The 23,041-nt window shown below is 70.7% G+C and carries 24 protein-coding genes and 1 pseudogene; 14 read left to right on the plus strand and 11 right to left on the minus strand.

Features of this window, described 5'->3' with window-relative positions; all coding sequences use genetic code 11:
• Positions 1-325: 325 nt before the first annotated feature.
• Positions 326-808, minus strand: coding sequence for a CarD family transcriptional regulator (locus IOD14_RS41875; protein WP_003953493.1), 483 nt, complete (start codon positions 806-808; stop codon positions 326-328).
• 589 nt (positions 809-1,397) lie between these two features.
• On the opposite strand from IOD14_RS41875, the gene IOD14_RS41880 reads away from it, so the two are divergent.
• A complete protein-coding gene (locus IOD14_RS41880; RefSeq protein ID WP_212672991.1) occupies positions 1,398-2,060 on the plus strand; it encodes a DUF461 domain-containing protein in 663 nt (220 codons plus the stop codon).
• Between the two features lie 89 nt (positions 2,061-2,149).
• Here IOD14_RS41880 and IOD14_RS41885 read toward each other — a convergent pair whose 3' ends face one another.
• Both IOD14_RS41885 and IOD14_RS41890 read right to left on the minus strand, forming a co-directional pair.
• Positions 2,150-2,830: a response regulator transcription factor gene (locus tag IOD14_RS41885; RefSeq protein ID WP_009340348.1), complete on the minus strand. Its 681-nt coding sequence runs from the start codon at positions 2,828-2,830 to the stop codon at positions 2,150-2,152.
• Positions 2,827-4,080: an ATP-binding protein gene (locus IOD14_RS41890; protein WP_123990114.1), complete on the minus strand. Its 1,254-nt coding sequence runs from the start codon at positions 4,078-4,080 to the stop codon at positions 2,827-2,829. The genes IOD14_RS41885 and IOD14_RS41890 overlap by 4 nt, the downstream gene beginning before the upstream one ends.
• A 224-nt stretch (positions 4,081-4,304) precedes the next feature.
• On the opposite strand from IOD14_RS41890, the gene phoU reads away from it, so the two are divergent.
• The 6 genes and pseudogenes from phoU to IOD14_RS44680 all read left to right on the plus strand — a co-directional run.
• Positions 4,305-4,994, plus strand: coding sequence for a phosphate signaling complex protein PhoU (gene phoU / locus IOD14_RS41895; protein ID WP_053851307.1), 690 nt, complete (start codon positions 4,305-4,307; stop codon positions 4,992-4,994).
• Positions 4,995-5,173: 179 nt separating this feature from the next.
• Positions 5,174-5,332, plus strand: a complete 159-nt coding sequence (locus IOD14_RS41900) for a hypothetical protein (protein ID WP_174269165.1) — start codon at positions 5,174-5,176, stop codon at positions 5,330-5,332.
• 193 nt (positions 5,333-5,525) lie between these two features.
• Positions 5,526-5,774 (plus strand): SCO4226 family nickel-binding protein, encoded by a 249-nt coding sequence (locus tag IOD14_RS41905; protein WP_123990115.1) that lies wholly within the window; start codon positions 5,526-5,528, stop codon positions 5,772-5,774.
• 169 nt (positions 5,775-5,943) lie between these two features.
• Positions 5,944-6,414, plus strand: coding sequence for a hypothetical protein (locus tag IOD14_RS41910; RefSeq protein WP_123990116.1), 471 nt, complete (start codon positions 5,944-5,946; stop codon positions 6,412-6,414).
• A gap of 338 nt (positions 6,415-6,752) precedes the next feature.
• A complete protein-coding gene (locus tag IOD14_RS41915; protein WP_249126203.1) occupies positions 6,753-8,099 on the plus strand; it encodes an aminotransferase class V-fold PLP-dependent enzyme in 1,347 nt (448 codons plus the stop codon).
• A 49-nt stretch (positions 8,100-8,148) separates the two neighbouring features.
• A pseudogene (locus IOD14_RS44680) lies at positions 8,149-8,232 on the plus strand (integrase); the annotation flags it as partial.
• 270 nt (positions 8,233-8,502) lie between these two features.
• On the opposite strand, the gene IOD14_RS41920 reads toward IOD14_RS44680, so the two are convergent.
• Complete coding sequence (locus IOD14_RS41920) at positions 8,503-9,264, minus strand: phosphoglyceromutase (RefSeq protein ID WP_123990119.1); 762 nt, start codon at positions 9,262-9,264, stop codon at positions 8,503-8,505.
• 163 nt (positions 9,265-9,427) lie between these two features.
• Here IOD14_RS41920 and IOD14_RS41925 point away from each other — a divergent pair, with 163 nt between their 5' ends.
• Complete coding sequence (locus tag IOD14_RS41925; protein ID WP_212672993.1) at positions 9,428-10,696, plus strand: MFS transporter; 1,269 nt, start codon at positions 9,428-9,430, stop codon at positions 10,694-10,696.
• Between the two features lie 91 nt (positions 10,697-10,787).
• Here the strand turns inward: IOD14_RS41925 and IOD14_RS41930 are convergent, their stop codons facing one another.
• Positions 10,788-11,213, minus strand: a complete 426-nt coding sequence (locus IOD14_RS41930) for a DUF2000 domain-containing protein (RefSeq protein WP_123990121.1) — start codon at positions 11,211-11,213, stop codon at positions 10,788-10,790.
• A 49-nt stretch (positions 11,214-11,262) separates the two neighbouring features.
• On the opposite strand from IOD14_RS41930, the gene IOD14_RS41935 reads away from it, so the two are divergent.
• Positions 11,263-12,111, plus strand: coding sequence for an AraC family transcriptional regulator (locus IOD14_RS41935; protein ID WP_212672994.1), 849 nt, complete (start codon positions 11,263-11,265; stop codon positions 12,109-12,111).
• Positions 12,112-12,120: 9 nt separating this feature from the next.
• Complete coding sequence (locus tag IOD14_RS41940) at positions 12,121-12,729, plus strand: hypothetical protein (protein ID WP_212672995.1); 609 nt, start codon at positions 12,121-12,123, stop codon at positions 12,727-12,729.
• Positions 12,730-12,749: 20 nt separating this feature from the next.
• Here the strand turns inward: IOD14_RS41940 and IOD14_RS41945 are convergent, their stop codons facing one another.
• Together IOD14_RS41945 and mshA are read right to left on the minus strand one after the other, a co-directional pair.
• Positions 12,750-13,250, minus strand: a complete 501-nt coding sequence (locus IOD14_RS41945; protein ID WP_123990123.1) for a YbjN domain-containing protein — start codon at positions 13,248-13,250, stop codon at positions 12,750-12,752.
• Entirely contained in the window at positions 13,243-14,580 is a 1,338-nt protein-coding gene (mshA, locus tag IOD14_RS41950; RefSeq protein WP_123990124.1) for a D-inositol-3-phosphate glycosyltransferase, read from the minus strand. Before mshA ends, IOD14_RS41945 begins: the two co-directional genes overlap by 8 nt.
• 280 nt (positions 14,581-14,860) lie before the next feature.
• Here mshA and IOD14_RS41955 point away from each other — a divergent pair, with 280 nt between their 5' ends.
• The 3 genes from IOD14_RS41955 to IOD14_RS41965 all read left to right on the plus strand — a co-directional run bounded on the left by IOD14_RS41955 (position 14,861) and on the right by IOD14_RS41965 (position 19,055).
• Positions 14,861-15,685 (plus strand): class I SAM-dependent methyltransferase, encoded by an 825-nt coding sequence (locus tag IOD14_RS41955; protein WP_174269166.1) that lies wholly within the window; start codon positions 14,861-14,863, stop codon positions 15,683-15,685.
• A 629-nt stretch (positions 15,686-16,314) separates the two neighbouring features.
• Entirely contained in the window at positions 16,315-17,388 is a 1,074-nt protein-coding gene (locus IOD14_RS41960) for a C40 family peptidase (protein WP_123990125.1), read from the plus strand.
• A gap of 365 nt (positions 17,389-17,753) precedes the next feature.
• Positions 17,754-19,055 carry a response regulator gene (locus IOD14_RS41965; protein WP_174269167.1) on the plus strand — a complete coding sequence of 434 codons (1,302 nt, stop codon included), beginning with the start codon at positions 17,754-17,756 and terminating at the stop codon, positions 19,053-19,055.
• A gap of 65 nt (positions 19,056-19,120) precedes the next feature.
• Here IOD14_RS41965 and IOD14_RS41970 read toward each other — a convergent pair whose 3' ends face one another.
• The 3 genes from IOD14_RS41970 to IOD14_RS41980 all read right to left on the minus strand — a co-directional run bounded on the left by IOD14_RS41970 (position 19,121) and on the right by IOD14_RS41980 (position 20,919).
• Positions 19,121-19,459: a DUF2516 family protein gene (locus tag IOD14_RS41970; protein ID WP_030318102.1), complete on the minus strand. Its 339-nt coding sequence runs from the start codon at positions 19,457-19,459 to the stop codon at positions 19,121-19,123.
• 144 nt (positions 19,460-19,603) lie between these two features.
• Complete coding sequence (locus IOD14_RS41975; RefSeq protein WP_123990127.1) at positions 19,604-20,275, minus strand: hypothetical protein; 672 nt, start codon at positions 20,273-20,275, stop codon at positions 19,604-19,606.
• A gap of 92 nt (positions 20,276-20,367) precedes the next feature.
• On the minus strand, positions 20,368-20,919 hold the full coding sequence (locus IOD14_RS41980; protein WP_123990128.1) for a helix-turn-helix transcriptional regulator: 552 nt from the start codon (positions 20,917-20,919) through the stop codon (positions 20,368-20,370).
• A 171-nt stretch (positions 20,920-21,090) separates the two neighbouring features.
• On the opposite strand from IOD14_RS41980, the gene IOD14_RS41985 reads away from it, so the two are divergent.
• The gene (locus IOD14_RS41985; protein WP_212672996.1) at positions 21,091-21,780 is read left to right on the plus strand and encodes a class I SAM-dependent methyltransferase; all 690 of its coding nucleotides are present in this window, start codon (positions 21,091-21,093) and stop codon (positions 21,778-21,780) included.
• A 97-nt stretch (positions 21,781-21,877) separates the two neighbouring features.
• On the opposite strand, the gene IOD14_RS41990 is transcribed toward IOD14_RS41985, so the two are convergent.
• Entirely contained in the window at positions 21,878-22,996 is a 1,119-nt protein-coding gene (locus IOD14_RS41990) for an NAD(P)/FAD-dependent oxidoreductase (RefSeq protein WP_212672997.1), read from the minus strand.
• Between the last annotated feature and the right edge of the window lie 45 nt (positions 22,997-23,041).

Below are 23,041 nucleotides of genomic sequence, written 5' to 3' on the forward strand. Positions count from 1 at the left end.
AGCGTGCCGGGCGCGACGCCTTGACCGGACCCTTCCGTGACACCGGTCGAGCCTGCTGCCCGGGCCCGGCACGCCAAGTATCGGGGGATCTTTCTCCGAGAGGAACATGCACACGGCAATCCGGAGTGCCGTGGATCCGGAAATCCGTTCCGGCATCTGTGACTCCGGTTTCCGCTGGGGCTCCGGTTTCCGGAGACAGACATGCCGCAGCGCCCGGCGACAGCTGTTGCGTCATCGGGCACCGCGGCATTTCAGTGCGGCACTTCTATTGCAAGGATTCAGTGGTGTTCTGAGCTGAGCGGGCGAGGTGCCTGCACAGGGGCGCTCAGGACGCGAGAACCTCGTCGAGCAGCGCCTCGGCCTTGTCCTCGTTGGTGTTCTCCGCGAGAGCGAGCTCACTCACCAGGATCTGCCGAGCCTTGGCGAGCATGCGCTTCTCACCTGCGGAGAGTCCACGCTCGCGCTCACGACGCCACAGGTCACGCACGACTTCCGCGACCTTGATGACATCGCCGGAGGCGAGCTTCTCCAGGTTTGCCTTGTAACGACGGGACCAGTTAGTGGGCTCCTCGGCGTACGGCGCGCGCAGCACCTCGAAGACCCGGTCCAGCCCGTCCTGACCGACCACATCACGCACGCCGACGAACTCCGCATTGTCCGCTGGCACACGTACCGTCAGGTCACCCTGGGCGACCTTCAGCACCAAGTAGGTCTTGTCCACGCCTTTGATCTGGCGAGTTTCGATGGCCTCGATCAGCGCGGCCCCGTGATGGGGATAGACCACGGTGTCGCCAACCTTGAACGTCATGTGACAGGTACCCCTTCCGTGGCTATCCAGGGTAACACGGAAACTGCGGGTTCTGAATGGCGTTTTCGCAGGTCAGGGCATATCTCGGGGCTTGACAACAGCAACAGGAACGTGCTGCGGAGGCCGAGCGGAAGAAGGTATTCGCAGGTCGGAGCGGCTCTCCGGGGGAGGTGAAACGCGTACGTTACACACATCCGGAGGCTCCTCCGAGCGGGCTAACGTCCACAAATGTCCGTTTCCAAGTGTGCGAGTTCCGCTACTCCGTTCGGTGGCCGGAGTCACTTCCGCGCCGAATCCGGAATTGATCACGCGAGGCCGGTGGATCAGGTGGTGATCAATTCCGGAGGCGATCACGCATTCCTTCACGGAAGTTTTGCCACCGGGCGCGAACACTCTTATGTGAATGCCGGACGAGCGCCGGAGTGCGGGGTACAAGTGACCCACGGGTCACTTGTGAACCGGGATGACACGCCTCTTGGGGAGGGTCGGGTGCGGACCGGCGGGAACGGCTCGGTAACCTAAGGCCGCTGACAGACACTTAGCGCGGCTTTACGGGCCGCCCCGCTCAAGTCAAGGAGTTGCCGCCGCCGTGAGCAGCAGCCTTCGACGCGGCGCCCTCGCCGCCTCCGCCCTCGCGTTCTCGATCGCCTCGCTCTCCGCGTGCGCGGCCGGCAACAACGCCCAGACCCTGGAGGTCAAGCCCGACAACGCCGAGACGAGCGTCGGCGACATCAAGCTCCAGAACGTCCTGGTGATCACCCAGCCGACCGCCGAGGCCTCCGGGGAGACCAAGGGCCCGGCCGTGATCTCCGCGACCCTCTTCAACGCCGGGGACAAGGCCCAGACCCTGGACTCCGTGAGCGTCGAGGGCGGCGGCAGCGCCGAGATCAAGCCCGCGAAGGGCAAGGGCAATGTGACGGTCCCGGCCCACGGTTCCGTCATCCTCGGCGGCCGGGGCAACGCCTCCGCCGCGGTGAGCGAGATCGGCGAGAGCGTCAAGAACGGCAACGCCCAGAAGGTCACCTTCACCTTCAGCACGACCGGTGAGGTGAGCCTGCGCGCCTTCGTGGTCCCGGCCGACAGCTACTTCAGCAAGTGGGGGCCGAGCGCGATCCCGTCGGCGCCCCAGACCTCGGCGAAGCCGACCGGCTCCGCGACCCCGACCGGTTCGGCCACGCCGAGCGGCTCCGCCACGCCGACCGACGCCGCTTCGGCGAGCGCCACGGCCACGGAGTCGGCCGCGACCCGCTGAGCAGCCGTACGAGACGGTCGTAGCCGTCGTACGACACGAAGGGCGGGACCTCCGAGGAGGTCCCGCCCTTCGGCGTGCAGCAGTTCTCTTTACGGCTCGAACTTGTAGCCGAGACCGCGCACCGTCACCAGGTACCGGGGGGCGCCCGGGTCCGGCTCGATCTTGGCGCGCAGGCGCTTGACGTGGACGTCGAGGGTCTTGGTGTCGCCGACGTAGTCGGCACCCCAGACACGGTCGATGAGCTGCATGCGGGTCAGGACGCGGCCCGCGTTGCGCAGCAGCATCTCCAGCAGGTCGAACTCCTTGAGGGGCAGGTCGACCTTGGAGCCGGAGACCGTGACCACGTGGCGGTCCACGTCCATGCGGACCGGACCGGCCTCCAGCGCGGCCGGGGTGACCTCCTCGGGCTCGCCGCGGCGGCGCAGGACGGCGCGGATGCGGGCCACGAGCTCGCGCGAGGAGAACGGCTTGGTGACATAGTCGTCGGCTCCTATTTCCAGGCCGACGACCTTGTCGATCTCGCTGTCCTTGGCGGTCACCATGATGACGGGGACGTTGGAGCGGCCGCGCAGCTGGCGGCAGACCTCCGTGCCGGGCAGGCCCGGCAGCATCAGGTCGAGGAGGACGAGATCGGCGCCGTTGCGCTCGAACTCGTCGAGTCCGTCGGGGCCGGTGGTCGCGATCGCGACCTCGAAGCCCTCCTTGCGAAGCATGTACGACAGGGCGTCGGAGAAGGACTCCTCGTCCTCGACGACGAGCACTCGGGTCACGGAAGGACCTCCGGGGCGGGAAGCGGGTCGTAAGAAGCCGACTCGGGAGTGGGCCCGTCCTCGTCGTCGAGGTCGGGGTGCTGGAGCGCGCGGTCGCGGGCCGCGCCCGCCTCCGGCAGCCTGAGGGTGAACGTGGAGCCCTGTCCCTCCGAGCTCCACACCGTGACCTCCCCGCCGTGCGAGGCGGCCACGTGCTTGACGATCGCGAGACCGAGGCCCGTGCCGCCGGTCTGGCGGGAACGGGCCGGGTCGACGCGGTAGAAGCGCTCGAAGATGCGCTCCTTGTCCTTGTCGGAGATACCGATGCCCTGGTCGGTGACGGCGACCTCGATCAGGTCGCCGCCCGGCACGGACACCCGGCGGGCGGCTATGCCGACACGGGTGCGGGCGGGTGAGTAGTTGACGGCGTTCTCGACGAGGTTGCCGAGAGCGGCGGCGAGCTGGCCGCGGTTGCCCCAGACCCGCAGCTCGGCCGCGCCGGCGGCGGCCATGGTGATCTGCTTGGTGCCGGCCTGGTGGCGGCAGCGGTCGATGGCCTCGGCGACCAGTTCGTCCACGCGGACCGGCTCGGCGTCCTCCAGCGGGTCGTCGTTCTGCACCCGGGAGAGGTCGATGAGCTCCTGGACCAGGCTGGTCAGCCGGGTCGCCTCGATCTGCATACGGCCGGCGAACCGCTCCACGGCCTCCGGGTCCTCGGACGCGTCCATGACGGCCTCGGAGAGGAGGGAGAGCGCGCCGACCGGTGTCTTGAGCTCATGGCTGACGTTCGCGACGAAGTCCCGTCGCACCGCTTCTATCCGCCGGGCCTCGGTGAGGTCCTCCACGAGGAGCAGCACCAGCCGGGAGCCGAGGGGCGCGACCCGGGCGGAGACCGCGAGGGCCTCCCCGCGGCCGGTCCCCCGCCGGGGCAGGTCCAGCTCGACCTGGCGTATCTCCCCGTCCCTCCTGGTGTCCCGGGCCATCTGGAGCATGGGCTCCACGGAGAGCTTGCCGCCGCGGACCAGCCCGAGGGCGTACGCGGCGGAGCTGGCCTTGACGACCGCGTCGGCCTCGTCGAGGACGACGGCCGAGGAGCGGAGCACGGAGAGGACGGTGTCCACGCCCGGCGGAAGCACCGGATCGGTGTGCAGGGAGGTGCGGGTGGGGCGCTTCTGCTCCCGCTCGCTCCAGCGGAACGCCAGCACGGCGATGACGCCGGTGAGCACACCGGCGATCGCTGCCGCTGCGGCGACCGCCGCGTTCACGTCCATGCCTCCAGGTTAGGCATGGGATCCGTCCTGGCCACAGCCGTCCGAGTGCGAGCTCGAACACTCGTCGCCCAGAGTTCACCTTGGAGCCAGTATTGGTTCATTTGGGAGGGCGGAAACGGACGCGTACAGGGTCGAACGTGGGAGCGTGGGGTACGCAGCACCGGTTTCGCGGCCGGTTTTGGCCCCTGGAACCCACAGGAATGACGTACGAGAGGGAACCGAAGATGCGGGACGCGTACCACGAGGAACTTGATTCGATCGGGGACGGTCTGGTGGAGATGGCCCGCCTGGTCGGCTCGGCGATCGGACGCGCCACCACGGCCATCCTCGACTCCGACCTGAAGCTGGCCGAGAGCGTCATCGAGGCCGACCAGAAGGTGGACGACCTCCAGCACGACCTGGAGGCCCGGGCGATAGCACTGCTCGCCCGCCAGCAGCCGGTGGCGACGGACCTGCGGATCGTCGTGACCTCCCTGCGCATGTCGGCCGACCTGGAGCGTTCCGGCGACCTGGCCCAGCACGTGGCCAAGCTGGCCCGCCTGCGCTTCCCCGAGAAGGCCATCCCGCACGACCTGCACGCGACCATCCTGGAGATGGGCCAGCTCGCCCAGCGCCTGATGGCCAAGGCGGCGGAGGTCATCATCACCAAGGACGTCGACCTGGCGCTCCAGCTGGAGCAGGACGACGACGAGATGGACCTGCTGCACCGCACGCTCTTCCAGCACCTGCTGGACGACAAGTGGAAGCACGGCATCGAGACGGCGGTGGACGTCACCCTCCTCGGCCGCTACTACGAGCGGTTCGCCGACCACGCGGTGTCGGTGGCCAAGCGCGTGGTGTACCTGGTGACGGGTGAGCACGCGGACGAGCTCCAGCAGGAGATCCAGCCGGTGACGGGCGTCGAAGGGGCCTGAACCGGCGCCTTCGGGGCTGTTCGGGGCTGTCCGGGGCGTGTGCGAGCCTCTGTGCGCCGTTGATGCGCCCAGGGGGGCGGGCATGCAATGGGTGCAGGGCCCGGCGCGGCGGTCGGTGCCCGATCCGACGGTCGGTCCGGCGGTCGGCATGTTCTGGCTCTCGCCTCGAGGAGGGACCCATGGCCGAATCCCCCAGCACTCCCCAGCCCGACCCCACGCAGGAACGCCCGACCGAGCAGCCCACCGCGATCAGGACCCTGACGGTCATCGGCGCCTGCGGCTGCGGGTCGGGGTGCGGGTGCGGGTGCCAGTCGGGCAATCCGTGCCAGTGCGGCTGAGACTTCTTGTACGACGGTGAGGGGCCCCGGGTGATACCGGGGCCCTTCGTCGTGTCGGGGGTCGGTGGTGGTGTGCCGGTGCCCGGTGGGGGGCGGGAGTGTTCGGGTCGACCGGACGGGTGGGGAGGGGGAGCATGAGAGGGCGGGGGCGCAGGGGAACTGTTCCACTCGGGGACGGCAGGAAGGCGGAGCCATGGCTCGCTTCATGGACGTACACCACGGGATGCAGGGCATCACGGCCGACCAGCTGATGGAGGCCCACCAGGCCGACCTGGCGATAGAAGGGGAGGAGGGCGTGCACTTCGAGCGCGCCTGGGCGGACCCCGAGTCCGGCGTCGTGTACTGCCTCTCGGAGGCGCCGTCACCGGAGGCGGTCCAGCGGATCCACGAACGGACGGGGCACAAGGCGGACGAGATCCATCCGGTGCCGTTGTCGGTCTGAGGGCGGCTGCCACGGCTTACGGCCTGTTCGGCGGGGCTGTCGGCACAGTGGTCGGGGCGCGGCTTCCGGTCTGCCGACAGGGACGGGCCGAACCCGAGGGCACCGCTCGACAGACAGGCTCGACGGACGGGGACGCCGCCGTCCCCGTCACGCCGACTCGAGGTACGGCATGGACATCGAGCTGACGTACAGAAGAGGGCTGCTGCGCAGCATCGGCGGGGTGCAAGTGTCGTACGGCCCACGGGAATGGCTGGACAGCACGCCGCGCGCCCTGGGTGCCTGGCCGCTGGAGTACCAGCGGTTCAGCACGATGCTGCGGTCCGTGGCCGGCATTCAGATCACCTACCGCAGATGGACGGCCCTGCCGCTCAGTGTCGGCCAGTGGAACTGCGAACACAGCAGATTCGGCAGCCGCATGCTGCGCCTCGGCCCCTATGAGCTGAGCCACGACAGGGGCGGCAGCCGCGTCCGCACCCTCGGCCCGCTCGAGATCTCCTACGACCGCCTCGGCAGCCGCCCCATCCGCGCCCACCTCCCCGGCGAGACGGCCCAACTGTCCCCCGACCTCCTCCTGGCCCTCTTCCTCACCCTGTTCTGGCAACAGCAGTCCTGGGAGGCCGCCCAGAGAAGCCGGTCGTAGGCGCGGGCCGGGGGCGGGGGCAACCGACAGCGGCCCGCACGAGTCGGCCCCCGGGGCGAGTTCCACGGATGAGCGTGACGACGGGCTGTGCCGCTCGTTACGATCACGGCCCAGCGCTGACCTGGGCCTTATGACGACGAAAGGCTCGACGCGCCGCCATGGCCCGCCCCTCGCACGACCACATCCTGGCCAGCTTTGACGACGAGACGCCGGCATGGGACGAGGTGCCAGTGCCACCGGCCGTGCATCCCAAAATGCTGCGGGACGAACTCATCGCGGCAGCGGAGTGGGTCTGTCAGTACCTGAGCCACCTTCCTGATGCCCCGGTGAGCCGTCCCATGCCCCCGCGTCAGCGCGCCGGGCTGCGTGACGCCTCGCTCGGCCGTACCGGTGGCGAGCTGAGCCGGATCCTGGACTTCGTGTGCGAGGAGATCGCGCCGTTCCCCACCGGGAACGGACACCCGGCCTTCTTCGCCTGGATCAACTCCCCGCCCGCACCCGCCGGCCTGATCGCCGAACTCCTCGCTGCCGCCGTCAACGCGACCTGCGGCATGGGCGACAACGCCCTCATGGACCTGGAACGCGGCACCCTACGCATCCTCGCGGACCTGGCCGGACTCCCCGCCACCACCGGTGGGGTGCTGACCAGCGGCGGCTCCATGGCCAACCTGCTCGCCCTGGCCACCGCCCGTACCTGGTTCCTCACCCGCCGCGGGTCCGCGGACGGCCCCGCCTACGACCGTGATCATGCGCGCCTGACCCTCTACTACAACGACCAGGCCCACATGTCCGTGGTCAAGGCCGCAGCCTGCATCGGCATCCCCGCCCACCGGCTACGTCCCATTCCCAGCGACGCCGAGCACCGCCTCGACCCCGCCGCGCTGCGCGCCGCCGTGGCCGTGGACCAGGCCGCCGGGCTGCTGCCGTTCTGCACCGTCACCACGCTGGGCACCACCGCCACCGGCGCGATCGACCCACTCGAACCGGTCACTGCCTTGTGCCGAAGCATCGGGATGTGGCACCACGCCGACGGGGCCTGGGGCGGGCTCGGCGCGATGGTGCCTGCTCTGGCACCCCTCTACCAGGGCGTCGCCGACGTCGACTCGATGACCGTGGACCCGCACAAGACCCTCAGCGTGCCGGTCGGCTGCGGCGCACTCCTCATCAGAGACTCCGAGCACCTGCACACCGCGTTCGCCCACCGTGCCTCCTATCTCACCCCCGGCGAACCCGACACACTTCCCTGGCTCTCCCACGCCACCATCGAACTCACCCGCCCCGGCACCCGGGCTCTCGCCCTGTGGGCGACGCTGCACCACCTCGGCCGCGACGGTGTCACCGCCCTGCTCCAGCACTACCTGACGCTCGCCGACCGGCTCCGCGAGAAGATCACCGCCAGCCCCCGCCTGGAACTGGTGGCCGGCGGCCCCTGGCCGGTCGCCTGCTTCCGCCTCACCGACACCGGCGCATCGGACCTCGACACCCTCCACACTCGTGTCGCTCACCACGTACAGACCGGCGGACGTGCCTACCTCGCCACCGTCAGCGTCCACGACCGCACGGTCCTGCGTGCCTGCCTGTGCAACTACCGCACCAGTGAGAGCGACCTCGACCTGCTGCTTCGCGAAGTCCTCCGCGCTGCCGACTCCGACCGGACGGCACCCGCCCGATACAGCGTCGAGTAATCACCAGCGCCGGGCCCGCCGTCTTCGCACCGCCGAAGGGCGGCAAGCCGGCCACTCGGACCCGGGTCTGGCCGTCCGCGTGTACGCGCACCTGATGCCGTCCAGCCAGGAGCGCACTCGAGAAGCCGTCGCTGTGCGCAAGGTGACCGGGCAGAGCTTGTGGCACAGCCGGGTCCTTGCACGCCAAGCGCCCGTCACCCTCCTTGGGGGTCTGTCTGCGTACAGGGCCCAGTCCGCTGTCGCCGTGCTTTTGAGCGCCCGCGCCCGAGCGGAGTGGAGACAGGAACCGGAGCCCGGAGAGCGCACGGCCCCCTCCCCCTGACGGCCCGGAGACTGGCCCGGAGACGGCGAAAAGCCCCCTCCCGGCGGAGAAACCGCAGGCAGGGGGCTTGTTCGTGGGCGCTTACTTCTTCTTGCCCTGGTTCTTGACCGCCTCGATCGCCGCCGCGGCCGCCTCCGGGTCGAGGTACTTGCCGCCCGGGGTCACCGGGGTGAAGGACGCGTCGAGTTCGTAGTAGAGGGGGATGCCCGTCGGGATGTTGAGGCCCGCGATGTCGGCGTCGGAGATGCCGTCCAGGTGCTTGACGAGGGCGCGGAGCGAGTTGCCGTGGGCCGCGACCAGGACCGTGCGGCCTGCCAGGAGGTCCGGGACGATGCCGTCGTACCAGTACGGGAGCATGCGGACGACGACGTCCTTCAGGCACTCCGTGCGGGGGCGCAGCTCCGGGGGGATGGAGGCGTAGCGCGGGTCGGCGGACTGGGAGAACTCCGTGCCGTCCTCGAGGGGCGGGGGCGGGGTGTCGTACGAGCGGCGCCACAGCATGAACTGCTCCTCGCCGAACTCCGCGAGGGTCTGGGCCTTGTCCTTGCCCTGGAGGGCGCCGTAGTGGCGCTCGTTCAGGCGCCAGGAGCGGTGGACCGGGATCCAGTGGCGGTCGGCGGATTCGAGGGCCAGCTGGGCCGTGCGGATCGCGCGCTTCTGGAGGGACGTGTGGACCACGTCGGGGAGGAGGTCGGCGTCCTTCAGGAGTTCGCCGCCGCGGACTGCCTCCTTCTCGCCCTTCTCGTTGAGGTTGACGTCCACCCAGCCGGTGAACAGGTTCTTCGCGTTCCATTCGCTCTCGCCGTGGCGGAGGAGGATCAGCTTGTACGGTGCGTCGGCCATGCGTATGAGCGTAATCCACACCTTCGGTCCGGGTAATGCCCGCTCGACAGACGGACGGTTGACGGGATCTGTTAATTGAGTGGCCCGCCCCAGCCCCGCCTTCGTAAGTTGTGCCTGCCGTCTGAGCCACTTACGTACGAAGAGCCACCGTGGGGGAACCGTCATGCCACTCGCCGCCCTGAGACGCGCCACCCGTGAGACCGTCTCCGGGCTCCCCCGCGAGTTCTGGTGGCTGTGGACCAGCACCCTCGTCAACCGCCTGGGCGCCTTCGTCGCCACCTTCATGGCCCTCTACCTCACGCTCGACCGCGGCTACTCCGCCTCCTACGCCGGTCTCGTCGCCTCCCTGCACGGCCTGGGCGGGGTCGTCTCGTCGATCGGCGCCGGGGTCATGACCGACCGGCTCGGGCGGCGGCCCACCCTGCTCGTGGCCCAGGCGTCGACCGCCGCCTCCGTCGCGCTGCTCGGCTTCATGCACCACCCCGTCGCCATCGCCGCCGTGGCCTTCCTCGTCGGCATGACCTCGAACGCGTCCCGGCCGGCCGTGCAGGCGATGATGGCCGACATCGTGCGCCCCGAGGACCGGGTCCGGGCCTTCTCGCTCAACTACTGGGCCATCAACCTCGGATTCGCCGTCTCCTCCATGGCCGCCGGGTTCATCGCCGAGTACAGCTACCTCGCGGGCTTCCTGATCGAGGCCGGGATGACCGCCGTCTGCGCCGTCGTCGTCTTCCTCAAGCTGCCCGAGTCCCGGCCCGGGACCCCGCACACGGAGAAGCAGACCGACGACGTCCGCCTCGGCACCGTCCTGCGCGACGGGCGGTTCATGAGCGTGGTCGGGCTGTCCTTCCTGGTCGCCGTGATCTTCCAGCAGGGTTCGATCGGGCTGCCGGTCGCGATGGGCGAGGCCGGGTTCACACCCGCCGACTACGGACTGGCCATCGCCCTCAACGGCGTCCTGATCGTCGCGCTGCAGATCCCGGTGACCCGGTTCATCCAGGACCGGGACCCGCAGCGGCTGCTCGTCGTCTCGTCCCTGCTCGCGGGATACGGCTTCGGACTCACCGCCTTCGCCGGGTCCGTCGGCCTCTTCGCCCTCACCGTGTGCGTGTGGACCCTGGGCGAGATGATCAACGCCCCCACCCAGACCGGTCTCGTCGTCCGCCTCTCCCCCACCCACGGTCGCGGCCGCTACCAGGGCATGTACACGCTGTCCTGGTCCGTCGCCGCCCTCGTGGCACCCCTGATGTCCGGTTTCGTCATCGACCGGTTCGGGGCGGAGTGGCTGTGGGGGCTGTGCGCGGTCGTCGGGACGGTGGCGGCGGTGGGGTACGCGGCTCTGATGCGGCACCTGTCCGGGGAGACGGCCGCCGAGGTCGCCGTACCGGCGAAGTCCGCCGCCACGGAGGCCGGCAAGGCCACCCCGGTCTGACCATCACCCCCGGCTGACCGCCGCCCCCGCCTGACCGCCGCCCCCGCCTGACCACCACCCCCGTCCTGGCCACCGCCCTCGTCCGACCACGTCACGGATGCATCCGCGCACCCTTGAGCACCTTGTCCACGGCGTTGCGCGGCCCGTACACCGCGAGCCCCACCAGGTCGAGCTCCGCTGTCGCCACCGCGCGTACGGCCGCGCGGTTGTCCCGGTCGTTGCCGGTCGCGAAGAGGTCGCTCGTGAAGAGGGCGCGCGGGAGCGAACGGGACAGCACGCGCGCGTGGGCCGTCTTCAGCAGCTCCTTGGTGCCCTCGAAGACCAGCACCGGCTGGCGGAACATCGGCAGGTAGGGCACGCCGTCGGCGTCCTCGTACGGCTCGCCGACCACCTCGGGGGCCTGGCTGCCGAGGCCGCTGACGAGGAACGCGGTGACGTTCAGGCGCTGCCAGGTCTCCAGGTCCTCGCGCAGCAGGACGGCGATCTTGGTGTCGAAGCGGATGGGTTCAGTACTCATGCCACGAGACTGGCGGGACTCGTACGACCTCGTCTTGTACGTTCTTTGCATGGCGGCCCCCACCATGCCCGCGCAGGAAGTCACCGCGTGGCGCCCCGCCGTCCCGGGCGTCACCGAGGTCTTCCACGCCCATTTCACCGAGTACGCGTATCCGATGCATGTGCACGAGGCGTGGACGCTGCTCATCGTGGACGACGGGGCCGTACGGTACGACCTCGACCGGCATGAGCACGGCACGCCGGACGACACCGTGTCGCTGCTGCCGCCGCACGTCCCGCACAACGGCTCGCCCGCCACGCCCGGCGGCTTCCGCAAGCGGGTCCTCTACCTCGACCACACCCACCTCGGCGACGAGCTCATCGGGCCCGCCGTGGACGGTCCCGATCTGCGCGACCCCCTGCTGCGGCGGCGGGTCGGGCAGCTGCACACGGCGCTGACCAGGCCCGGCGAGGAGTTCGAGGCGGAGAGCAGGCTGACGCTCATCGGCGACCGGCTCCGGACGCTCCTGCGGCCGCCGCTGCACGACGGGCCCGCGCGCCGCGACCCCGCCCTCGCCCGCCGGCTGCGCGAACTCCTCGACGAGCGGGTCGTGGAAGGGCTGTCGCTGGAGGCGGCCGCGGAGGCCGTCCAGGCCCATCCGGCGCATCTCGTACGGGCGTTCAGCGGCGCCTACGGCATCGCGCCGCACCAGTACCTGACCTCGCGCCGCGTCGACCGGGCCCGGCGGCTGCTGCTCGCGGGGCGCGGTCCCGCCGAGGTCGCCGCGCTCACCGGGTTTCACGACCAGGCCCATCTCACCCGGCATTTCAAGCGGTTGGTGGGGGTGACGCCGGGGCGGTACCGGGCCAGCACGAGCAGATCGACGGAAGGCGTCCGTCCGGTGATCGTCGGCGGTTAGCGTCGCGGGATGGATGACAGACAGAGCACGGGAGACAGACAGAGCACGGGTGACCGGCAGAGCACGGGTGACAGGCAGAGCACGGGTGACGGACAGAACCAGGACGGTCGGCAGAAGTCCTTACCGTTCGGACGTCTCTCCGTCGCCGTCGCGGGGGCGGCGGTCCTGGTCGCGGTGAGCGTGGGCGGTGCCATCGCCGCGAGTTCGGACGACGGGCCCGGTGCCGAGCCGAGTGCGTCGAGCACCGTCCCGTCGGACGAGAGCGGGACCGACGGCGGCACGGTCGGCGGCAGCGGAGGCACCGGCGGGGATTCCGGAGGCGGCACCGTCGGCGGGGTGGACCCCAGCCCCTCCCCCACGTCCCCCGACGAACCCACGGAGGAACCCACCGAGGAACCCTCCGGGCAGCCCTCCACCCCGAGCGAGCTGGAGGAGCTCAACCGGCGTATCGCCGAGCTCGACAGGAAGGTCGACGAGCTGCCCACCAAGAAGGAACTCGCCGACGCGCTGCGGGCCTTCGCCGACCAGTTGGACAAGCCGGCCGGTCCCGAGAACCCCGGCCCGAGCCACGAGCCGACCAGCGAGCCCCAGCCGTCCAGCTCGCTTCCGCCCCACTAGGGCGCCTCCGAAGCCCGGAGTCAGTCCTGCGAGCGCTGGGTCAGATGCGCGAACGCGTCCAGGTTGCGCGTCGACTCGCCGCGGGCCGTGCGCCACTCGTACTCCTTGCGGATCGCGGTGGCGAACCCCAGCTCCAGCAGGGTGTTGAAGCTGCCGTCGGCCGCCTCCAGGACCTGGCCCAGGAGGCGGTCGACCTCGTCGGCGGTGATCGCGGCGAGGGGGAGCTTGCCGGTGACGTAGACGTCGCCGAGCCGGTCGACGGCGTAACTCACGCCGTACAGCTTGAGGTTGCGCTCCAGGAGCCAGCGGTGGACGCCGGGTTCGTTCTCGTCGGGGTGACGGATGACGAAGGCGTTCAGGGAGAGGGAGTGGCGGCCGACCAGGAGCGAGACGGTCGTCTTCAGCTTGCGGGTGCCGGGGAGTTGCACGACGTAGTTGCCGGGCGCGGGGCTCTCCCACTCGACCTCGGCGTCCTTCAGCACGCCCTCGATGACCTGCGCCGCCTTCTCTGCCTCAGCCATGGAGCGAGCGTACGTGACGCCGGTACGACTGTGCCGCGGCCACGTACACGTCCGCCGTCGCCGCGGCCGCGGTGTCCCAGCCGAAGGACTGGGCGTGCCGGGCGGCCGCCGCGCCCATGCGGGGCGAGAGGTCGGGGTTGTCGGCGAAGTCGCGCAGCACGCGCGCGTAGGCGGCCGGATCGTGTCCCCGTACGAGGAAACCGGTCCGTTCGTCGGCCACGGCCACCGGCAGCCCGCCGACCGCCGCCGCGAGCACCGGGGTGCCTGCCGCCTGGGCCTCTATGGCGACCAGGCCGAAGGACTCGCTGTAGGAGGGCATGACCAGCACTGACGCGGCCCGGAACCAGTCGGCGAGCTGCTCCTGGCCGACGGGCGGGTGGAACCGTACGACATCCGCGATGCCCAGGCGGGAGGCCAGCTTCTGCAGGCCCTCCGGCTTGGCGAGGCCGCTGCCGCTGAGGCCGCCGACGACCGGGACGAGGATGCGGGAGCGCAGGTCGGGGCGCTGGTCGAGCAGGACCGCCACGGCGCGCAGGAGGACGTCCGGGGCCTTCAGGGGCTGGATGCGACCCGCGAAGAGGGGGATCAGGGCGTCCTGGGGCAGACCGAGACGGTCCCGGGCCGCCGCCCGGCCGTCCGCCGGGCGGAAGCGGTCGAGGTTCACGCCGGGGTGAACCACGGCGACCTTGGCGGGGTCGGCGGCGTAGTGCCGTACGAGCTCCTCGCGCTCCTCGGCGGTGTTCGCGATGAGGCGGTCGGCGGCGGCGACGATCTGGGTCTCGCCGATCACGCGGGCGGCGGGCTCGGGGGTGTCGCCGTCGGCGAGGTTGGCGTTCTTGACCTTGGCCATGGTGTGCATGGCGTGCACGAGGGGGGTGCCCCAGCGCTGGGCGGCGAGCCAGCCGACATGGCCGGAGAGCCAGTAGTGCGAGTGGACCAGGTCGTAGTAGCCGGGGCGGTGGCCGGCCCAGGCCTGCATCACACCGTGCGTGAAGGCGCACAGCTGGGCGGGCAGGTCCTCCTTGTTGAGGCCCTCGTAAGGGCCCGCGTCGATGTGGCGGACCAGGACGCCGGGGGCCATCTCGACGACCGGCGGCAGACCGCCCGTCGTCGCGCGCGTGAAGATCTCGACCTCGATGTTGATCGCGGCGAGGCGCTGGGCGAGCTCCACGATGTATACGTTCATGCCGCCCGCGTCGCCGGTGCCGGGCTGGTGGAGCGGGGAGGTGTGCACCGAGAGCATGGCGACGCGGCGGGGGCGGCGGTGCAGGCGCAACCGATGGGGTGCGGCCTGGGAGCGACGCTGGAGCCTGCTGACGTACTGGCTCACGTTGCGTTCCTCCTTGCTGCGGGCATGCCGGACGGGGGCCGTGGGGACCCTCCGAGGGAGGCAACACCGGAGGGTTGCATTCCCATTCCGGGCGGGGCGGTTTTTGCCGAGGTATTACCGGGGGTCGCTCAACCGTTCGAGGGTGGGGTGCGTCGAGTGCCTTGGGTGCGTTGCGGTGTCTTGGGCACCTTGAGCGCCCAGGGTGTGTCCTGAGTGCCCCGGGTGCGCTGCGGGGACGGCTCGCACGTCCGTCCCACGACCTCCGCATACCCTCGTAGGCATGACATCCCGCGCCGCCTCCCGCCCTGTGGGCACGGTCACGCGCGGGACGACCAACCCCAACCGGCTGCGCCGCATGGACCGCTGGATCGCGGCCACGCACGGCACCGAACTGCGCGGCGCCGCCGATCCGGTCGCCGTCGACCTCGGATACGGCGCGGCGCCCTGGACCGCCGTCGAACTGCTCGCCCGGCTCCGTGAGGCGGCTCCACGCACGCGCGTGGTCGGCGTCGAGATCGAACCGGCGCGGGTCGCGGCGGCGAAGCCGTACGAGCGGGACGGGCTCGTCTTCCGGCACGGCGGGTTCGAGATCCCGGTCCGCGAGCGCCCGCTGCTCATCAGGGCGGCCAACGTGCTGCGCCAGTACGACGAGGCCGAGGTGGCCGCCGTGTGGGAGCGACTGTGCGCGCGGCTCGCGCCGGCCTCGGACGGGTCCCGTGGTGGGCTGCTCGTCGAGGGGACCTGCGACGAGATCGGGCGTCGGCACGTGTGGGTCGCGCTCGGCCCCGAGGGCCCGCGGACGGTCACCTTCGCGACCCGGCTGGGTTCCCTGGAGCGCCCCTCCGACCTCGCCGAGCGGCTGCCCAAGGCGTTGATCCACCGCAACGTCCCGGGCGAGCCGGTGCACTCCTTCCTGCGCGACTTCGACCGCGCGTGGGCGGCCGCCGCGCCCTACGCGTCGTACGGCGCCCGCCAGCGGTGGATCCGCACGGTACGGGCCCTGACGACCGACTGGCCGGTGACGGACGGGCCCTCCCGGTGGCGACAGGGGGAAGTGACGGTGACGTGGGGGGCGTTGGCGCCGCGCGGGGTCGGGGTGGGGTGAACTCCGGTACGGCGGGGCGGGGGTGCGGGCGCCGTGACGCCGGCGGGGGGCGGGGGTGCGAGCGAGGTGACTCCGGTGCGGGTCGCGGGGTGCGGGGTGCAGCCTGCGTGACTCCGGCGGGACCGCCACCGACTCCGGTACGGATCGCCGGGTGCGGCCGGACCGACTCCCGTACGGGTCACAGGATGCAGTCTGCATGACTCCGGCGGGACCGCCACCGACTCCGGTACGGATCGCCGGGTGCGGCCGGACCGACTCCCGTACGGGTCACAGGACGCGGCCTGCGGGAACTTCGGTATACACCTCGCGTGAACTCCGGGGTGCCGCCTGGGACGTGGCCCCGCGTGAGTCCGTGCAGGCCGTTGGCGTGGTCGGCATGCGGCTCCGGTCCCCCTCGTGGGTGAACCCGTCGCGGGGCGTGACCTGCTGGGAACGATCTGTGTGAGTCGTTCGTCACAAAGGCGGGGAGATCGTCTTCGGGGGGCGGGGAGCGGGGGAGGCACCGGGAAGCGCCGGTTGGTGAAGGGGTTCGCCGGGAAGGCCTGCCTCTGTCACTTTCGGCCATGACGTGGCACGATCCCCCGAGCACCGTAAGTTACTGACGGTAAATCAGCTTTGGGGGCACGTGTATGGGGACGGGCAAGCGCGGTCTGATCGCTACGGCCGTGACCGTGATCGGCGCGGTGGCCGTACTGGCGGCACCGGGCACCGCCTTCGCCGCCCCGAGTCCGACCCCCTCCCCCACGGCCTCGCCGACCGCCGTGACCAACAAGGACATCGAGGCCGTACGCAAACAGCTGGACGCGCTTTACCACGACGCCGCCGTCGCCACCGACGCCTACAACGCCGCCGAGGAGAAGTCCGAGCAGCAGTCGGCGCAGATCGTCGCCCTGGCCCGGAAGATCGTCAAGGGCCAGGAGAAGCTGGCGAAGCTGAAGGCCCGTGCGGGCGCCGCGGCGGCCGCCCAGTACCGCGCCAACGGCCTGCCCGACGAGGCCCAGCTGATGCTGAGCGACGATCCGCAGGAGTTCCTGGACGCCACCGGCCGCGTACTGCAGGGCCAGCGCGCCACGAAGGCGCTGATCGCCGAACTGACCCGGACCCAGCAGGACTTGAAGCAGTACGCCGACGACGCCTCCGCGCAGTGGACCAAGCTGGAGGCGAACCGCAAGGCGAGGGCGGCGGCCAAGAAGAAGGTCGAGCAGCAGATCGCGGCGGCCGAGAAGCTCGAGTCCCAGCTGGAGGAGAAGGAGAAGAAGCGCCTCGCCGAGCTGGAGGAACAGGCCGCCCACCAGGCACAGACCGCCTGGCTGGACTCCGGCATCCTCGAGGAGATCAACGGCAAGGCGAGCGCGGCCGGCAAGACCGCCGTCGCCTACGCGACCGACCAGATCAACAAGCCGTACGAATGGGGCGCCGAGGGCCCGGACTCGTACGACTGCTCCGGACTGACCTCACAGGCCTGGGCGAGCGCCGGCAAGCCCATTCCGCGCACCTCGCAGGAGCAGTGGCGGCAGCTCAAGCACATCGACGTCAAGGACATGCGGCCCGGCGACCTGATCATCTACTTCGACGACGCCAGCCATGTGGCGATGTACCTGGGCGACGGCGCGATCGTGCACGCGCCGCGGCCCGGACGGACGGTGACGATCGCCGGGGCAGGGTCGATGCCGATACTCGGAGTGGTGCGGCCGGACGCGTGAGCATCGCGGGGCGACCGGATGAGCGTTGCCGGTGACCGTATGAGCGCCGCCGGTCGACCGGATGAGCCTCGCGGGGCGGCTGGATAAGCCCTCGCCGGTGGACCCGTGAGTGAGATCCAGGTCATGTGATGCGGGGCACGCATCAACGTCCCGCAAACCTGACGTGAACGTGACGTTCGTCATCCCTGCGACACCCGCCGCTTGTCCAACTGCGGTGGATAACGCGGCATATGACAGTGGCCACCGGCCAAGCAGCGTGTCTCACGCCATTCCTTTCCCGGCCCGGCACCCGCTATGGTCCCCGTCGGTGGATCGAGGTCCCTCGCTCCACCATGCCCTCGGGGGGAGGGAAGGAATCCGAGACCATGCCCGTACCCATACCGCGGCAGCGAGCGATCCCGGCCGTGGAGAGTGGTCAGGCGCCGGCCGTACCCAAGGACGACCCCTCCAAGGAAGAAGCCCCGCGCAAGGAAGCCACGGTCGACAACAACGCCGCCACCCAACTGAGCCTGCTGGTGATCGAGGACGATCCCGGCGGGTCCACGGTCGTCCCCGAACTCCGGGACTCGACCGGCAAGCCGATCCGCGTCCGCACCGCCCGCAACCTCACCGAGGCGGAGCGGCTGCTCACGGACGACGTGCACTGCATCCTGCTCGACCTCGCGCTGCCCGCGCCCGGCCGGCTGGATGACGACGACGAGCTCGCCGTACTGCGCCATGTCCTGGAGCTCGCACCCCGGCACGCCGTCCTCGCGCTCACCGCGTCCGGTGACGCCGAGCGCGGCGCGGAAGCGGTGCGGGTAGGCGCCCAGGACTACCTCTTCCGGGACGAACTGGACGGACGGCTGTTGAGCCGGGCGATCCGCTACGCGGTCGAGCGGAAACGTTCCGACACGGCGGAGCGCAGGCTGGCCGAGGGACGGGTGCGCGCGCAGGAGAACCGGCGCCTGGAGCGCGGGCTGCTGCCCACGCCGCTGCTGGAGGGTTCGTCGCTGCGGTTCGCCGCGCGGTACCGGCCCGGCCGCTCCCGGGCACTGCTCGGCGGGGACTTCTACGACGTCGTACGGACTCCCGACGGGACCGTGCACGCGATGATCGGCGACGTCTGCGGGCACGGCCCCGACGAGGCGGCGCTCGGCGTGGAGCTGCGGATCGCGTGGCGTGCGCTCACCCTGGCGGGGCTGTGCGGGGACCAGCTGCTCGGCACGCTGCAGGAGGTGCTGGAGCACGAGCGCTCCGACGACGAGATCTTCGCGACGCTGTGCACGGTCGACATAGCTCCGGACGGGCGGCGCGCGGGGCTGTGCCTCGCCGGGCATCCGTCACCGCTGGTGGCCCGCCCGGGGCGGCCCGCCCGCCTGCTGCCGTACGAGAACAACGGGCCCGCGCTGGGCCTGCTGCCGGGGGCCCGGTGGCCGCGGATGCAGGTGGATCTGGGGGCCGAGTGGAGTCTGATGCTCTACACCGACGGGCTGATCGAAGGTCGTGTCGGGCAGGGCGGGGAACGGCTGGGGCAGGACGGGATGGTGTCCATGATCCGTCGCCAGCTGTCCGAGGGCCTGCGAGGAGAGGCGTTGCTGCGGGCCGCGGTCAACGAGGTCCGATCGCTGAACGGCGGCGAGCTGGCGGACGACGTGGCGGTACTGCTGCTCGACCGGGACGGGTGACCGGCGCGAGCCGGGGCTCGCGTTCACTACTGGTCCGCAGCCCGCGCCCCTGACGGGGCGCGTCTCTAGCGGCCGCCGTTGTACGGGCCGTAAGGGCCGTCGCTGCTCGAACCCCTGCCCCGCCCGCTGCGGCCGCCGCCCGGGAGCGCGCGGATCGCCGGGCGGACGTCGACCATGTAGACGATCGTCGCGATGAGACCGATGATCGGCAGGAACGACAGGATGTTGAAGATCAGGTTCACCACGAAGGCGAGCCCGAGGATGATCAGCCAGAAGGGCTTGGTCTTCTTGTCGGCCGCGCGGTAGGCGTCCTCGCGGCGGATGGCGGCGTCGAACAGCGCAAAGCCGCTGAAAACGATCAGGGCCATGCTCAGCAGCCACATGAAGCCTGCGAACCCCTGCATCAGCACAACGTCCACCACCTGACTCGGCTCGTCATTTCGCGATTACGCGGTCACCGTACCCGCTCCCGTGAGTCCGCTACCCGCAGAACGGGCCGGGCACTCGGTAAGTGCCCGGCCCTGACTTCCGAGGTGTCCCGCGGTGCCTTACTTGGCGGGCGGGGTCTTCTTCGCCGTCGTGGTCTTGCGCGGCGTGCTCTTCTTGGCGGCGGGGGCCGGCTTCTTGGCCGCGGCCGGGGCCGGGGCAGCAGCCGCGGGGGCCGGCTTCGCGGCCGTGTCCGGGGTGGCGACCTTGATCTCGCCCGGCTCGGCGTTCGGCTCGACGGCGATGGCCAGTTCCTCGATCTCCTCGGCGGCCTCGCCACGCCAGGTCTTGACGGCCTGCTCGCCGTGCTCGGCGACCTTCTCGTAGGTCTCACGGGCCTTCACGGCGTACTCGGCGGCGACGCCGACACCGCGCAGGGCGATGTCCTGGGCGGACTCGCCGAGCTTCTTCAGGTCCGCGTCGATCGTGCTGCCGAGCTTCTTCAGGTCGCCGTCGAGGGTGCTGATGAACTCGCCGACCTTGGTCTGCAGGGTCTCCTGCGTCTCCTTGACCTTGGCGCCGGCCTCCTTGGCACGGGCCTGGGCCTTCTCCTGGACCGCCTTGGGGTCGGTGCCGCGCACGGCCTCGATACGGGCCGGGGCCTCGGCGCGCAGCTGCTCCACCAGACCGGGCACCTTCTTGGCCTCCTGGAGGGCCAGGTCACCGGCGCCGGCGAGGAAGTAGAGCGGGGTCGGGTCCGTAACGGCCTTGCGGATGTCGTCGGTGATGGCCATGGTGATGGTCCTCCCGGGTCGCATTCTGATGAGGGTTTTGGGTCCCGCGGTGCCTGTCGGCGCGGGTCGAGCCAGGTCGGGTGGTGCCGGGCTCAACTGGCCGTCTGCTGCGGGTCGGCGTCGCTGCCGTCGGTCTTCTTACGGGTCCTGCGCGGCTTGCGGGTGTCGCGTACGACCGTCTGTGCGGCGGTGTCGTCGTCGGGCGCGGCCACGTCGCCGACGCCGTCCTGGACCTCGCCCTGGGGTTCCACCGCTCCGTCGCCCGGCGCGGGAGCCGCGTCCGCAGGGGCGATCTCGAAGCCGTTCTCCTTGCGGAAGGACTCGTAGATCTGGAGCAGCACCTGCTTCTGCCGCTCGTTGAGCGTCGGATCGGCGAGGATGACCGCACGTGTCTCCACGTCGTCCCGGTCGCGCTCGGCGTCGAGGATGCCGGCTCGCACGTACAGCGTCTCGGCGGAGATCCGCAGGGCCTTGGCGACCTGCTGCAGCACCTCCGCGCTCGGCTTGCGCAGCCCGCGCTCGATCTGGCTCAGATACGGATTGGACACCCCGGCGGCATCGGCGAGCTGCCTGAGCGACAGCTGCGCGGTGCGCCGCTGTTCACGCAGATACTCACCGAGATTGCCGACGTTGAGCGATGCCATGCCTCCACTGTGCACCACCCGTGCTAACTATTGCAAGCGGATGCTTGCAATAGTGTGCCACGCCACTCGGACGGAGGCGGGCGGGCCCTGTGCCGGGAGGTCTCCACTCTTGCGCGGCAGGGCGGCCGGAGACGGCGGGACACGTCGGGGCAGGTCGCAGAATCCGGGATCATGGCAGCGCGATCGCCGTTCCGGAGCACGACGGAGGTGCCCGCGATGCCCGACCTCGACAGCCAGACCCCTTACTGGGACGCCGCGGCGACGACCAAGACGTTCACGCATCCGCTGCACATGCCGTGGCTGGACGACGTCGACGAGCGTGCCGCGATCCTGGACTACGGCTGCGGTTACGGCCGGGTCCTGCACGCCCTCGAACAGCAGGGCTTCACGAACCTCACCGGCGTCGACGCCTCGCCGGGGATGATCTCCCGGGCACGCGCCCTGCGTCCGACGATGCCCTTCGCCGTGCTGGACGCACCGCCGGCATCGGCCCATCCGGACGCAAGCCTCGACGTGGTGGTCCTCTTCGCGGTGCTGACCTGCATACCCGGCGACGACGCCCAGCGACGGCTGGTCGGCGAGCTGCGCCGCGTCCTCGAACCGGGCGGGCTGCTCTACCTCAGCGATCTGCTGCTGCAGGACGACGAACGCAACCGTGACCGCTATGCGAGGTTCGCGGAACCCTACGGAACCTACGGAGTCTTCGAGACCGGCGACGGGGCAGTCTGCCGCCACCACCCGAGCGACTGGTTCACCTCGCTGCTCGCCGACTTCGAGATCGCCGACACCCGCCGCATCACCGTCGCGACCATGAACGGACACGCGTCGAAGGGAATCCAGATCCTGGCTCGCCGAGGCTGACCCGGCTCCCCGTGGGCGGGACAGGGCGCAGCGGCCCGTGCGGAAGGCCGGACCGGATGGTGCTGGTTGACGACGCCGGTTCTCTCGCGCCTCGCGGTCAGTGGACCTGGTCGAAGACGGCGAGGGCCTCGGTGGGGTCCGGGCTCACCAGGCGTTCCAGCCCGGCCGTCGTGATCTGCGCCCACTTCGAGGCCCGTGCCCACATCCGTTCCTCGAAGGCGCGGACGGTCCCGTCCGGATCTTCGGGGCAGGCGGCGAGGGACTCGGCGAGTTCGGCGCCTTCCAGCATCGCGAGGTTCGCGCCCGCCCCCAGGGGAGGCATCAGGTGGGCGGCGTCGCCCATCAGCGTCACCCCGGGCACGTGGGCCCAGGTGTGGGACACCGGCAGCACGTGGAGGGGACGGTGGACGAACGCCGTGCCATGGCGCAGAAGGTCGAGAACGGGAGCGGCCCAGCCGTCGAACAGGGCCAGCAGACTCGACCGGACGGCCTCGGCGTCGCCCGGCTCCAGGTCCGTGTGCCAGTCCAGCGGTGCGCGGAACCGGGCGTACACCTTGACGTGGCCGCCGCTGTTGCGCTGGGCGACGAGAGACCGGTTCACGCCGTACGCCGCCACGGAGCCGTCGCCGATCACGCGGGCGAGGTCGGGGTGGCGGTTGTCGACGTCGTCGAGGGAGGTCTCGACAGCGGTGACGCCGGTGTAGTGCGGCGTCACGGGGGAGACCGCCGGGCGGGTCCGGGACCAGGCGCCGTCCGCGCCGACCACGAGGTCGAAGGTCTCCTGTCGCCCGTCCGCGAACCGGATCAGTGCGCCACCGCCCCGGCCCTCCCCCGGCACCACCCGCGTCACGTCCCGTCCCCATTGGACGTCGAGGGGGCCGAGCAGCAGGTCACGCAGGTGCCCGCGGTCGATCTCGGGATTGGCCCGCTCGTCCGGTCGGGCCGGCCAGTCCCGCAGGACCGTCCCGTCCGGGTCCAGGATGCGCATGGCCTGCCCCTCGGGACGCGACAGCTTCCGGAACTCCGCCGACAGCCCCGCCTTCTCCAGCGCGAGCTGGCCCAGCCCTTCGTGGAGGTCCAGCGTGCCGCCCGGGGGGCGCGCGTCGGGCGCGGGATCGCGTTCGAGCACGGTGACGGGGCAGCCATGACGGTGCAGGACACGGGCGAACGTGAGGCCGGCAGGGCCGCCCCCGACCACTGCGATGCGTTGTCTCATGTCGATACACTGTATTGCTGCAATACGGCGTATCGCAACAGTACG

It is taken from the genome of Streptomyces sp. A2-16 (assembly GCF_018128905.1).
Lineage (GTDB): Bacteria > Actinomycetota > Actinomycetes > Streptomycetales > Streptomycetaceae > Streptomyces.